Source organism: Novosphingobium sp. 550D (genome assembly GCF_057401885.1).
Window position 1 is genome coordinate 728377 of the sequence record NZ_CM171613.1, and the last position, 12091, is coordinate 740467.

Annotated in this window: 14 protein-coding genes; 10 read left to right on the forward strand and 4 right to left on the reverse strand. The window is 62.8% G+C overall.

The genetic code is table 11. The annotated features are described in order from the left end of the window. The first annotated feature begins 20 nt into the window (after positions 1-20). The 8 genes from AC2S2E_RS03440 (at position 21) to arsH (ending at position 6091) form a co-directional block, all read left to right on the forward strand. Positions 21-488 (forward strand): cupin domain-containing protein, encoded by a 468-nt coding sequence (locus AC2S2E_RS03440; RefSeq protein WP_486523703.1) that lies wholly within the window; start codon positions 21-23, stop codon positions 486-488. Between the two features lie 63 nt (positions 489-551). Then, entirely contained in the window at positions 552-1460 is a 909-nt protein-coding gene (locus AC2S2E_RS03445) for a LysR family transcriptional regulator (RefSeq protein WP_486523704.1), read from the forward strand. A 109-nt stretch (positions 1461-1569) separates the two neighbouring features. Further along, entirely contained in the window at positions 1570-2775 is a 1206-nt protein-coding gene (locus tag AC2S2E_RS03450) for an MFS transporter (protein WP_476106103.1), read from the forward strand. A 211-nt stretch (positions 2776-2986) separates the two neighbouring features. Then, positions 2987-3358, forward strand: a complete 372-nt coding sequence (locus tag AC2S2E_RS03455; RefSeq protein ID WP_486523705.1) for an ArsR/SmtB family transcription factor — start codon at positions 2987-2989, stop codon at positions 3356-3358. Next, a complete protein-coding gene (gene arsC / locus AC2S2E_RS03460) occupies positions 3355-3795 on the forward strand; it encodes an arsenate reductase (glutaredoxin) (protein WP_486523706.1) in 441 nt (146 codons plus the stop codon). Before AC2S2E_RS03455 ends, arsC begins: the two co-directional genes overlap by 4 nt. Next, positions 3792-4292 carry an arsenate reductase/protein-tyrosine-phosphatase family protein gene (locus tag AC2S2E_RS03465; protein ID WP_486523707.1) on the forward strand — a complete coding sequence of 167 codons (501 nt, stop codon included), beginning with the start codon at positions 3792-3794 and terminating at the stop codon, positions 4290-4292. Before arsC ends, AC2S2E_RS03465 begins: the two co-directional genes overlap by 4 nt. Beyond that, positions 4289-5341, forward strand: a complete 1053-nt coding sequence (arsB, locus tag AC2S2E_RS03470) for an ACR3 family arsenite efflux transporter (protein ID WP_486523708.1) — start codon at positions 4289-4291, stop codon at positions 5339-5341. The genes AC2S2E_RS03465 and arsB overlap by 4 nt, the downstream gene beginning before the upstream one ends. 3 nt (positions 5342-5344) lie before the next feature. Then, the gene (gene arsH / locus AC2S2E_RS03475) at positions 5345-6091 is read left to right on the forward strand and encodes an arsenical resistance protein ArsH (RefSeq protein WP_486523709.1); all 747 of its coding nucleotides are present in this window, start codon (positions 5345-5347) and stop codon (positions 6089-6091) included. Here arsH and cueR read toward each other — a convergent pair. The 4 genes from cueR to AC2S2E_RS03495 form a co-directional block, all read right to left on the reverse strand. Beyond that, positions 6088-6561 (reverse strand): Cu(I)-responsive transcriptional regulator, encoded by a 474-nt coding sequence (gene cueR / locus AC2S2E_RS03480; protein WP_486523710.1) that lies wholly within the window; start codon positions 6559-6561, stop codon positions 6088-6090. The two genes, arsH and cueR, sit on opposite strands and share 4 nt — an antisense overlap. Continuing rightward, on the reverse strand, positions 6561-8792 hold the full coding sequence (locus tag AC2S2E_RS03485) for a heavy metal translocating P-type ATPase (protein ID WP_486523711.1): 2232 nt from the start codon (positions 8790-8792) through the stop codon (positions 6561-6563). Before AC2S2E_RS03485 ends, cueR begins: the two co-directional genes overlap by 1 nt. 124 nt (positions 8793-8916) lie before the next feature. Next, positions 8917-9972 (reverse strand): NAD(P)-dependent alcohol dehydrogenase, encoded by a 1056-nt coding sequence (locus AC2S2E_RS03490; protein ID WP_486523712.1) that lies wholly within the window; start codon positions 9970-9972, stop codon positions 8917-8919. Positions 9973-10005: 33 nt separating this feature from the next. Next, positions 10006-10413 (reverse strand): (R)-mandelonitrile lyase, encoded by a 408-nt coding sequence (locus AC2S2E_RS03495; protein WP_476106121.1) that lies wholly within the window; start codon positions 10411-10413, stop codon positions 10006-10008. 81 nt (positions 10414-10494) lie between these two features. On the opposite strand from AC2S2E_RS03495, the gene AC2S2E_RS03500 reads away from it, so the two are divergent. Together AC2S2E_RS03500 and AC2S2E_RS03505 are read left to right on the forward strand one after the other, a co-directional pair. Further along, positions 10495-10761 carry a hypothetical protein gene (locus tag AC2S2E_RS03500; protein ID WP_486523713.1) on the forward strand — a complete coding sequence of 89 codons (267 nt, stop codon included), beginning with the start codon at positions 10495-10497 and terminating at the stop codon, positions 10759-10761. Beyond that, complete coding sequence (locus AC2S2E_RS03505) at positions 10758-11972, forward strand: helix-turn-helix domain-containing protein (protein ID WP_486523714.1); 1215 nt, start codon at positions 10758-10760, stop codon at positions 11970-11972. Before AC2S2E_RS03500 ends, AC2S2E_RS03505 begins: the two co-directional genes overlap by 4 nt. Positions 11973-12091 lie beyond the last annotated feature (119 nt).

Genomic DNA, 12091 nt, shown 5'->3' on the forward strand with positions numbered 1-12091 from the left:
CCGTTGATAAGGATTGCCCGATGACCTTGCGCCTGCTTGCCGCTTCGTTGTTCGTGATCGCGCCCGGCGCGGCCCTGGCCCAAAGCGCCGCGGCCATCCATGTCGATGCCGCACAGGTGCAGGAAAAAATCGCCAAGGCCCAAGCTGCAGCCGAGGCGGGCAAGCCGATCCCGGCGCTGGACCTGCTGAACCTGTCACCCTATCGCGCCAATATCGAATATCGCATCAAGGTGGGTGGCGCATCCACCCATCGCGATGAACACGAGTTCTTTTACGCCATCGAGGGCAACGGCCATCTGGTGACGGGCGGCGCCTTGATCGATGAAAAGAACGCCGGCACCCCCAATGTCACCGGCAGCGCGATTCAAGGCGGCATCGGTCAGGACGTGAAAAAGGGCGACTGGATCATGGTGCCCGCCGGCGTTGCGCATTGGTTTGACCGGATCGACGGGCGGTTGGTATTGATGGCGATGAAAATGCCGAAATGATACCGGTGTTTCACGTGTGACATCCCTCTACCCGTTCGCTCGCCAAATCCCTATATTCCGCCCATGGCCTTTGCACGCACCGACCTTGCCGATCTTGCCGCTTTTCTGGCCATTGCCCGCCACCGCAATTTTCGTCAGGCGGGGCTGGAACTGGGCGTCAGCGCCTCGGCGCTCAGCCATGCACTCAAAGGGCTGGAGGAAAGGCTGGGGGTTCGGCTGGTCAATCGCACCAACCGTTCGGTGACGCTGAGCGCGGCGGGAGAAGACCTGATCGCGCAATTGAGCGGGCCTTTTGCCGCCGTGCTGGGCGCAGAGGACGTACTCAACCGCCATCGTGACGCGCCGCGCGGGCGCATCCGCATCAATGTTCCCGATGTGGCGGCCGATATGCTGCTGGCCCCGGTGCTGCCGGAATTCAACCGACGCTGGCCGGACATCGAACTGGATATCTATGTCGAAAACCGCATGCTCGACGTCTTTGACGATGGGTTCGATGCGGGAATCCGGTTTGGCGGCACCGTGCCCGATGACATGATTGCCCAGCGATTGAGCGCCGATGTCGAATGGGCCGTGGTCGCCTCGCCCGACTATGTGGCCGCCCATGGCTTGCCCCAGCATCCGCATGATCTGAAGGACCATCGCTGTCTTCAGGTGTGGCTGGGCAATGGTCGCGTCTATCGCTGGGAATTTGAACGCGGCGGTGAAAGCATGGCCTTGGCGGTGCCCGGATCGATCACCCATAATTCGGGACAGTTTGCGCTCAATCTGGCGCGGCGCGGGGCGGGTATCACCTATTTGCCGCTGATTTGTGCGGCCGATGATCTGGAACAGGGGCGTCTGACATCGATGTTGTCGGATTGGCTCACGCCGGGGCCTGCGCTGCATATCTATTATCCGGGGCGGCGCAATTTGCCGGTGGGGTTGCGCATGTTGATCGAATTGATCCGCGAGCTGCGCCCGATGGGTTTTTGATCGATTCACGGTTTGATGAATTTTCCTCATCGACCCATCGAAAAAGCACCGGCTAATCCCCAAGACGTAACGCGGATAGGAAGGCTCATCCCTCCTGTCCGAGAATCTGATGACCAGCCTTTCCCCCCACGCCAATGCAGCAAGCCCCTTTCCCGCCGATGACGCCCCCGCCGCGTGGAGCGCGGTCTTTGCGCTGACGCTTTGCGTCTCGACCCTGATCGCGTCGGAATTCATGCCGGTCAGCCTGCTATCCCCCATCGCCCACGACCTGCATCTGACCGAAGGCACCGCCGGACAGGCCATCGCCATTTCCGGCCTGTTCGCTGTCATCACCAGCCTTTGTATTGCCCGGATCAGCAGCGGGATCGACCGGCGGCATCTGTTGATGGGCCTGACGGGGTTGATGGCCGTATCGGGCGCGGTGGTGGCCGCGGCGCCCAATTTTCTGGTGCTGATGGTGGGGCGCGCGCTGATCGGCGTGGTGATCGGCGGCTTCTGGTCAATGTCGGCGGCCACGGTCATGCGCCTGGTGCCGCCGCGTGATGTCCCCCGCGCGATGGCGCTGCTCAATGGCGGCAATGCGCTCTCCACCACCATCGCGGCGCCTCTGGGCAGCTTTCTGGGCCAATATATCGGATGGCGCGGCGCCTTTTTCGTGGTGGTGCCGATGGCGGCCCTCACCTTTGCGTGGAAATATTTCAGCCTGCCCAGCCTGCCCTCGCCCCCCGAAAAGCCCGCCACGATGGTTGCCGTCCTGCGCAAACCCAAGGCGGCATGGGGCATGATGGCCACCGCCTTGCTGTTCATGGGGCAATTCTCGGTCTTCACCTATTTCCGCCCGTTTCTGGAGCAGGTGACGCGGGTCGATGTTTCGACCCTATCGCTGATCCTGCTGGGGCTGGGCGCGGCGGGTCTGGTGGGCAATGCGATCATTGGGCGGTTCATTGCCGCGTCTCTGCGGGGCACATTGCTCGCCATGCCGCTGGTGCTTGGACTGGTGGCGCTGGGTCTGGCGCGATGGGGGGCGGGCGTCGTGCCCACTGCGGTTCTGATGGCGCTGTGGGGCTGTATCGGCACCGCCGCTCCGGTGGCATGGTGGGCGTGGATGGCGCGCACCCTGCCCGATGATGCCGAGGCAGCGGGCGGATTGATGGTCGCCGTGATCCAGATGGCGATCACGCTGGGCGCAGCATTGGGCGGCGTGATGTTCGACCATCTGGGCTATCAGGCCAGTTTCATTACCGGCGCCATCCTGCTGGTTCTGGCCGGACTGGGCGGGGCCTATGCCCTGCCCATCGCCACCCGGCGCGCCTAACCCTTTGCGCGAAAGCGATAGTCCCTGAACCGCACCACGCCCTTGCCGCTGGCATAGATCGCCATGTGCCGATGAATTCCCTTCTGCCTCTTGTGAACATTAGATCCGCTATATGATGAAGGTGTAAGCAAGGGGCATACCCAACACCATCGCTCTTGACGAGCGCGGCGTATCTCCATATTTCAATACTTATCGAAATATGGAGATACGCGTGGAATTGCCCCCCGTCACCCCGGAGTTGCCCAAAGCGGAAAATGTCATCGCCGCGCTGGGCGCGCTGGCGCAGGAACACCGGCTTGCCGCCTTTCGCCTGCTGGTTCAGGCGGGCGCAGATGGCATGGCCGCGGGCGCCATCGCCGAAAGGCTGGGCATGGCCTCCTCCTCGATGAGCTTTCATCTGGCCGCGCTGTCCCATGCCGGATTGGTGTCACAACGCCGTCAAAGCCGTCTGATCATCTACACCGCCAACTATGCCGCGATGAACGGCCTGATGGCCTATCTGACCGAAAATTGCTGCGGCGGGGCGTCTTGCCTGCCCGATGTCGCCTGCTGTCCCACACCTGTTGCGGAGCAAACCGTATGACCTTGCCTGTTGATATCATCATCTATCACAACCCGGCCTGCGGCACGTCGCGCAATGCGCTGGCCATGATCCGCAATGCAGGAATCGAGCCGCATGTGGTGGAATATCTCAAGACCCCGCCCTCGCGCGAAATGCTGGAGAGCCTGATGGCGCGGGCCGGGATCGGTGCGCGCGCGCTGTTGCGGGAAAAGGGCACGCCTTTTGCCGAACTGGGGCTGGGCGATCCGGCATTGTGCGATGCGCAACTGATCGACGCGATGATCGAGCATCCCATCCTCATCAACCGCCCGCTGGTCGTCTCGCCGCTGGGCGTCAAATTGTGCCGCCCGTCCGAGGAAGTGCTCGACCTGATTCCCGCCGCCCAGCAAGGCGCCTTTGCCAAGGAAGATGGCGAACAGGTGATCGACGCCACCGGCGCCCGCGTGGGTGGCGCATGAGCGCGCCCTTTTCCATTCTGGTGCTGTGCACCGGCAATTCGGCCCGCTCGATCCTGGGCGAGGCGATCTTCAACCATCTGGCCCCCGGCCGGGTTCAGGCTTTCAGCGCGGGCAGCAAGCCCAAGGGCGTGCCCCACCCCGGCGCGCTGAGGCTGTTAGCGCGGCGCGGGATCGACACATCGGTGTTTTCCTCCAAAAGCTGGCTGGTCTTTTCCGGCCCCGATGCGCCGCGCATTGATCTGGCCATCACCGTCTGCGGCAATGCTGCGGGTGAGGCCTGCCCGGTCTTTCCGGGCGCCCCCTTGCGCGCCCATTGGGGATTGGAAGACCCCGCCGACGCCGTGGGCGAGGAAGCCGAGGACGCCGCCTTTGAGGAAACATGGCGCCTGTTGATGATGCGGGCGCAGGCTTTTCTGGCGCTGCCGTTCGAAACGATGGACCGCGCGGAATTGACCGCGCAACTGGCCCAAATCGGGCAAATGGAAGGTGCGGCATGACCCAGCGTCTGTCTTTTCTCAACCGCTATCTGACCTTGTGGATCTTTCTGGCCATGGGGCTGGGCATCGGGCTGGGGCGCTTTATCCCCGCCGTTCCCGCCGCATTGAACGCCATGTCCGTGGGCAGCACCAGCATCCCCATCGCGATCGGTCTGATCCTGATGATGTTTCCCCCGCTGGCCAAGGTGAAATATGAGGAATTGGGGCAGGTTTTCCGTGATAGGCGGATTCTGGGCCTGTCCTTTGCGCTGGCATGGATCATCGGCCCGGCGCTGATGTTTGCACTGGCGGTGACGTTTCTGCCCCATTCGCCCGAATATATGACCGGGCTGATCCTGATCGGCATCGCGCCTTGCATCGCCATGGTGCTGGTGTGGAATCAGCTGGCCCATGGTGACCCGCAATATGTCACCGGGCTGGTCGCGTTCAATTCACTGTTCCAGATCTTTTTCTACACGCCCTATGCTTGGCTGCTGCTGACCGTGCTGCCCCCGATTTTCGGGTTGGAGGCGCATGTTATCGACGTCTCGTTTCCGATGATTGCCAAGGCGGTGCTGACCTATCTGGGCGTGCCTTTCGCCTCGGGCTATCTGGTGCGGCGCGTGCTGATCTCCCATCGGGGCAAGGAATGGTACAACAGCCACTTCATCCCCGCGATCAGCCCGATCACGCTGGTCGCGCTGCTCTTCACCATCATCGCCATGTTCAGCCTGAAGGGCGGCGAAATCCTTGCCCTGCCGATGGATGCGGTCAAGGTGGGCGTGCCGCTGGTGATCTTTTTCATCACGATGTTTTTGCTCAGCTTTGCTCTGGCCAAGGTGATGGGCGCCGATTATCCGCGCGCCGCCGCGCTGTCCTTTACGGCGGCGTCGAACAATTTCGAACTGGCCATTGCGGTGGCGATTGCCGCCTTTGGTCTGGCCTCGCCCGTCGCCTTTGCCGCCGTCATCGGCCCGCTGGTCGAAGTGCCGGTGCTGATCGGGCTGGTCAATGTTTCGCTGTGGATCGGCCGCCGCTGGTTCGCCGACAGCACACCGGAAAAGGTTTGATCCATGACCCAGTCCACGCGCCTGCGCACCCTGTCCGATCCGCATCATCTGCCCGCGCTACGGCCTGAATATGCGCATTTGCGCCCTGCCCTCGGCCTTGGCGCGGGTGATCCGCCGCCGCGCATTCTGCTGCTCTATGGCTCGTTGCGCGAACGGTCCTATTCGCGGCTGGTGGTCGAGGAATCCGCCCGCCTGCTGATCCATTTCGGGTGCGAAGTGAAGATCTTCGATCCCTCCGACCTGCCCCTGCCCGATCAGGTGGGCGGCGATGACCACCCCGCCGTCCATGAACTGCGCCAACTTTCGCTCTGGTCCGAAGGTCAGGTGTGGTGCAGCCCGGAACGCCATGGCCAGATCACCGGCATCATGAAGACCCAGATCGACCACCTGCCTTTGGCCATGAAGGGGATGCGCCCGACGCAGGGGCGCACTCTGGCCGTTATGCAGGTGAGCGCCGGGTCGCAATCGTTCAACAGCGTCAACACCCTGCGCCTGCTGGGCCGATGGATGCGGATGTTCACCATCCCCAACCAATCCTCCGTCGCCAAGGCCTATGAGGAATTTGACGAGGCCGGGCGAATGAAACCCTCGTCCTATTACGACCGCATCGTCGATGTGTGCGAAGAACTGGTACGCTTTACCGTGCTGCTCCGCCCGCATGTCGATCAACTGGTCGACCGTTATTCGGAACGGGTGGAACGGGGAACGCCTGTGGAAACTCCGGTGGAAAAGGCCAGGATTGGGGTCTAATTACGGCGATTGGCTGTGGATTGTTCGCGCAATCGGTGGATGGGATCGGGGCGCCCGCCTTCATCACCCCCCGGCCCATCACCAGGTTGCGCCAGATCGGCCAGGATCGGGCAATCGGGCCGGTCATCCCCGGCACAGCATCCGATCAATGTCTGAAGCGTGGCGCGCATTTCCTCCATCGCGGCGATGCGCGCGCTCAATTGCGCGACATGGTCCGACGCAATCCGCTTTACATCGGCGCTGTGGCGCGAACGGTCGCGCCACAGGCCCAGCAATTCGTGGATCTCGGCCACGGCAAAGCCCATGTCGCGGGCGCGGCGGATAAAGCGCAGATTGTGGACATCGGCGGGCGAATAATCACGATATCCCGATTCCCGCCGGTCCGCCTTGGGGATCAGGCCCGTCTGTTCGTAATAGCGGATCATCTTGGCCGAAACGCCCGATGCCTTTGCCGCCTCGCCAATGTTCATCACGCGCCTCCTTTGGCCCGAAACTGCCGCAGCCGCAGCGAATTGCCCAGCACAAAGACAGAGGACATGGCCATCGCGCCGGCCGCAAACACCGGCGAGAGCAGCACCGGATACAGCACCCCCGCCGCCACCGGGATCAACGCGACATTATAGGCAAAGGCCCAGAACAGGTTTTGCCCGATCGCCCTCATCGTCGCGCGCGACAGGGCCATGGCGTCGCCCACCCCGCCCAGATTGCCCGACATCAACACGACATCGGCGGCCTCTATGGCAATATCGGTGCCCGTGCCCACGGCCACGCCAATATCGGCCTGCGCCAAAGCGGGCGCGTCATTGATGCCATCGCCCACATAGGCCAACATGCCATATTGCGCCTGCAACCGGCGCACGGCTTCCACCTTGCCGTCGGGCATGACCTGCGCCACCACTTCATCGATGTTCAGGCGCGCGGCAATGGCCTGCGCCGTGGCGCGATTGTCGCCGGTGATCATGGCCACTTTCAACCCCATCGCATGAAAAGCCGCAATCGCGGCGGGCGTCTCCGGCTTGATTGGATCGGACACGGCCAGAACCGCCGCCAAAACGTCATCCATCGCGACATAGAGCGGGGTCTTGCCATCGCGGCCCATGATCGCGGCGGTTTCGGCCCATATGCCGACATCGATCCCCATGCTGTCCATGAAGCGATCCGCGCCAATCGCCACATCGCGCCCATCGACCACGCCGCGCGTGCCCATGCCGGTGATGGCGGCAAATCCGCTGACCGGGGCGAGGGTCAAACCTTCCTCACGCGCTGCGGCAACGATGGCACGGGCGATGGGGTGTTCGGATCGATCCTCCACCGCCGCCATCGTGCCCAGAACAACGCCCCGTTCAAACCCCGGCGCCAGATGCAGATCGGTCAGCACCGGCCGCCCCAGCGTCAAGGTGCCCGTCTTGTCCAGAGCAATGACCTTTGCCTCGCGCAGGGCCTGCAAAGCCTCGCCCCTGCGGAACAGGATGCCCAATTCCGCGGCGCGGCCCGTACCCACCATGATCGCGGTGGGCGTGGCCAGCCCCATCGCGCATGGGCACGCAATAATCAGCACCGCCACCGCATTGACCATGGCCAAACCCAGCGCCGGTTGCGGCCCAAACACCATCCACCCCGCAAAGGTCATCACCGCCGCCGCCATCACCGCCGGAACAAACCACAGGGTTATGCGGTCCACCATGGTCTGGATCGGCAATTTGGCGCCCTGTGCCTCCTCCACCATGGCGATGATTTGCGACAGGACCGTATCGGCCCCCACCGCCGTCGCGCGAAAGGCCAGGGCGCCATGTTGGTTCACCGTTCCGCCGACAAGGCGGCTGCCGATGGTCTTGGCCACCGGGATGGGTTCGCCGGTGATCATGGCTTCATCGACAAAGCTGTCGCCCTCGATCACTTCGCCATCCACCGGGATGCGTTCGCCGGGGCGGACCTCGATAATGTCGCCGGTCAGAACCTCGCCAATGCCGACCTCGATCACTTCGCCTTTGACCCGCACCCGCGCAACCTTGGGCTGAAGCCGGATCAGCCGCCCGATGGCCTCGGACGTGCGGCCCTTGGCCCGCGCCTCCATCATCCGGCCCAGCAGGATCAGCGCGATGATGACCGAGGCGGCCTCGTAATAGACATGGACCGTGCCGGGGGGCAGTTGGCCGGGCGCAAAGGTCGCCACCAGCGAATAGGCGTAGGCCGCAAAGGTGCCCACCGCGACCAGCGAGTTCATATCAGGCGCCATGCGCAACAGCGCCGGAATGCCATGCCGATAAAACCGCCGCCCCGGCCCCGCCAGAACCAGCGTGGTCAGCGCAAATTGCAGATACCAGCTGTTCTGCATCCCGATGGTGGCGTGGATCAGTTCATGGACGCCCGGAATGACATGCCCGCCCATTTCCAGCGCAAAGACCGGCAAGGCCAGCACCAAAGCCAGCAGAAAATCGCGGCGCAATGCCTGCGCCTCAACGTCGCGGCGGTGGTCGGTTTCATCCTGATCGATGTCGGTGTGAAATTCATGGGCGGAATATCCCGCGCCCTTGATGGCGGACACAAGGGCGTCGGCATCCGCTGTGCCGCGCACATTGGCGCGTTGCGTCGCCAGATTGACGCTGGCCCCCGACACGCCGGGCACGGCCATCAACGCCCTTTCGGCCCGCGCCACACAGGATGCGCAGGACAGGCCCTCGATCTGCAAAACCTTGTTCATGATCCGCACTCACGCCACGAATTGTCGTTCATGGCGCGAATGTGGGGCTTCCCATCATGGGAAGGTCAAGCGCTATTTGCGAGGCATATTCCGGGGATGGGGTGAAATACGCCTCGCAACCGGCTCAGGCCATTTCGGCCTCAAGCGAAGCCATGTCGATCACGAAGCGATAGCGCACATCGCCCTTTTCAAGTCGATCATAGGCTTCGTTAATGTCCTGAATGGCGATCATCTCGCATTCGGGCAGCACGCCATTTTCGGCGCAGAAATCCAGCACTTCCTGCGTTTCGGCAATGCCGCCGATCAGCGATCCGACAACGCCCGTGCGGTGCAGCACGCTGGTGGCGGTGTTGAATTCGCCCACCGGGCCAAGCTGGCCCACGATCACCAACATCCCGTCAATGTCCAGCAGGGGCATATAGGGGTTGAGGTCATGCTTCACCGGCACCGTGTCGATGATGACATCAAACGTCATCGAGGCGGCCTGCATCGCGGCGACATCGCCGGAAATCAGCAGGCCATGCGCGCCCATTTCGGCGGCTTCTTCGGCCTTGTCGGCGGTGCGGCTGATCGCGGTGACATGCGCGCCCATGGCCGCGGCCAGCTTCACCGCCATATGGCCCAGACCGCCAAGCCCGATCACGCCCACGCGGCTGCCTTCCTTGACACCCCAACGCTTGAGCGGGGCATAGGTGGTGATCCCGGCGCACAGAATCGGCGCGGCGCGCGACAGGTCCATGCCATCGGGCACGCCCAGCACAAATTCTTCACGCACGACAATATGGCGCGAATAGCCGCCGTAATTGTTGGTGCCATCAATCCGGTCGGGCGCATTATAGGTGCCGTGCAACCCTTCGCGACAGAATTGCTCCTGATGCTTTTCGCATTGATCGCATTCAAGGCAGCCATCGACCAGACAGCCCACCGCCACATTGTCGCCCACCTTGTATTTGGTCACATCACTGCCGGTTTCGATCACGCGGCCCACGATTTCATGGCCCGGAATCGCCGGATAGACCGTGCCACCCCAATCGTTGCGGACGGTGTGAAGGTCGGAATGGCACACGCCGGCATAAAGAATTTCGATCACCACATCATTGGCGCGCGGTTCGCGGCGATCAAAATGAAACGGGACGAGCGGAGATTCCGCCGAATGAGCGGCATAACCAAGGGTCTTCATAGATATCCTTTCGATCTTTAATTCTGGCGATCTTTAATCCTGAGGCAGAGCCAGAAAATCGTCGTCGGCCACATGTTCCATCCATGTCGCCGATTGGCCATCGACGGTTTCGATAATGGCAATATGGCTCATCGCCGTCGTCTCGCCCGCGCCGTGCCAGTGGCGTTCGCCGGGGCGGATCCACACGGTGTCGCCTGCGCGTATGGTGCGGACCGGCTCTCCATCCAATTGCACCCGGCCCACGCCATGGGTGACGATTAAGGTCTGGCCCAGCGGGTGACTGTGCCATGCAGTGCGGGCGCCGGGCTGAAAATGAACATGGGCGCCGGAAACCGAGGCACCATCGCTGCCGACAAAGGGGGTGTCGATGCGTACTTCGCCGGTAAAGGTGGCTTCCGGGCCAAAGGCGGCAGGCGCACTGCCGTTGCGGGTGATCTGCATGGGGGCTTCTTCCTGAATAGGGCGCCGCCTTTCTAGGCCTTGAAACGACGCTTGATTAGCCCACGATCAGGACATGCGGCGATGAGCCGATTTCATGAAACCAATGTCAAATTCGCAAATCACGGCCCCCGCATGAACGAACATGCGAATTTGGAACGGGCGATCCCGACAGCGATTTCGGCAAAGTCTGGAAAAATGGTGCACCCGACAGGGGTTCAACAAGGCGCTGATTTCAAATCATTAGACAGGCAAACCGGGGCAAAACGCCTGACGGGTTTCTGCGGGTTTGCGAGGGTGTTGGCTAACCGGACTTCGCTGCCAATTCAGGCTGAATCTGGTGCCGTATGAGTACGACCCTCACCCATGCGGGCCTGCCTGCGGGCGTCACGCGCTTCGACCTGCTGCGCCTGTTCGAGCAAGTGGCTCGGCCCGGCTTCGGCCTGTCCTCCACCGCCGTGGCGCTGGTGCGGCACTACGTCCTCAAGACGATGGATGCCGATTACCTCAAGGGCCGCATCTGCGCCGTCTGGACACAGGCCTGCCGTTTTGCCGAGGCGCTAGGCATCACGCCCCGCTCGATCAATTCAGCCGAGCGTGAGCTTGAGCGCGCCGGTTTCATCGTCCGCAACGCCGGCATCAACGGAGCGCGGGCGGGTGACCGCCAGGACGGCATCATCACCTGGGCAGCGGGCATCAATCTCGCGCCCCTCATCACCCGCTATAATGAGTTGAAGAGCAAGGCCGAGGCGCTCGACCTGCAAGCCCGCGCCATCAGCCAATGCCGCGCCGAGATCCGTCAGTTGGGGCAGTGCATCCGCCACGCCTGCGATGACGCCTTGCGCCAACGCGCCGAGGCCGTTCTGCCCGGCGGCCGCACCGCCCGCATCACCAGCATCGCCCGCCTCACCGCGATCCGGGAGACCCTGTCCGCCATGCTCGATGCCATCGCCAGCGCGCCCGCAGCCGATCCCCGTGCACCAAAAACTTCCGACGCGCCGGAAGAAAACTGCGCACCCAATATACAAGACAAAAACTCACCACAAAGCTGTAGCGCGCGGGGCGCAGCGCCCGACCGGATCACGCCCAGCGCCGCCGTCAGCGTCGCCACACAGGCCTATCAGGAGCTGGTCGCGGCTTTGGGCGGCGCCACATGGCCCAACATCGTCGAGGCCTCATGGCGAAGCTGCGCCCGCCTCGGCATCGCCCAGAGCACATGGGGCCGCGCCTGCCAGCATTTCGGACGAGAACGCGCCGCGCTCTGCGTCCTGCTGATTGACCGCAACGCGGAACTGCCCGGCGACCATCGCTACAAGGCCCGATCCCCCAGCCGCTGCCTGTCCGGCATGATGCGCAAGGATCGCCAACATAGCTTCAACCTCACCGGCCTGTTCCGGGCTGGCCAGAATGACCAAGTTGTCGCTGAGCGTGATGATCGCGCCGTGCCCGTCGATCCGTTCCAGCCTGTCACCGAGGACATGGGCAATGGCGCGCTGGGCCAGTTCGCCAGCAGTCTCATCGCCCACCTTGACAATCAGTTCATAGGAGGCACGGCGCAATGATCGCCCCCTTGTTTCCATCGCGGCCTACAGGCCGGGATACCTACCCCACAAGGGCCAGATTCTGCTCACTGCTCTCCAAGCCCCCCCCTGTTGAGAGCGGCGGTGTAAGGCAAATCAGG

Excerpts from the sequence above, each read along its gene's own strand:
- AC2S2E_RS03440 (WP_486523703.1), top strand. The coding sequence starts at position 21 with ATGACCTTGCGCCTGCTTGCCGCTTCGTTGTTCGTGATCGCGCCCGGC.
- AC2S2E_RS03445 (WP_486523704.1), top strand. The coding sequence starts at position 552 with ATGGCCTTTGCACGCACCGACCTTGCCGATCTTGCCGCTTTTCTGGCC.
- AC2S2E_RS03450 (WP_476106103.1), top strand. The coding sequence starts at position 1,570 with ATGACCAGCCTTTCCCCCCACGCCAATGCAGCAAGCCCCTTTCCCGCC.
- arsC (WP_486523706.1), top strand. The coding sequence starts at position 3,355 with ATGACCTTGCCTGTTGATATCATCATCTATCACAACCCGGCCTGCGGC.
- AC2S2E_RS03465 (WP_486523707.1), top strand. The coding sequence starts at position 3,792 with ATGAGCGCGCCCTTTTCCATTCTGGTGCTGTGCACCGGCAATTCGGCC.
- arsB (WP_486523708.1), top strand. The coding sequence starts at position 4,289 with ATGACCCAGCGTCTGTCTTTTCTCAACCGCTATCTGACCTTGTGGATC.
- arsH (WP_486523709.1), top strand. The coding sequence starts at position 5,345 with ATGACCCAGTCCACGCGCCTGCGCACCCTGTCCGATCCGCATCATCTG.
- cueR (WP_486523710.1), bottom strand. The coding sequence starts at position 6,561 with ATGAACATTGGCGAGGCGGCAAAGGCATCGGGCGTTTCGGCCAAGATG.
- AC2S2E_RS03485 (WP_486523711.1), bottom strand. The coding sequence starts at position 8,792 with ATGAACAAGGTTTTGCAGATCGAGGGCCTGTCCTGCGCATCCTGTGTG.
- AC2S2E_RS03490 (WP_486523712.1), bottom strand. The coding sequence starts at position 9,972 with ATGAAGACCCTTGGTTATGCCGCTCATTCGGCGGAATCTCCGCTCGTC.
- AC2S2E_RS03495 (WP_476106121.1), bottom strand. The coding sequence starts at position 10,413 with ATGCAGATCACCCGCAACGGCAGTGCGCCTGCCGCCTTTGGCCCGGAA.
- AC2S2E_RS03500 (WP_486523713.1), top strand. The coding sequence starts at position 10,495 with ATGAGCCGATTTCATGAAACCAATGTCAAATTCGCAAATCACGGCCCC.
- AC2S2E_RS03505 (WP_486523714.1), top strand. The coding sequence starts at position 10,758 with ATGAGTACGACCCTCACCCATGCGGGCCTGCCTGCGGGCGTCACGCGC.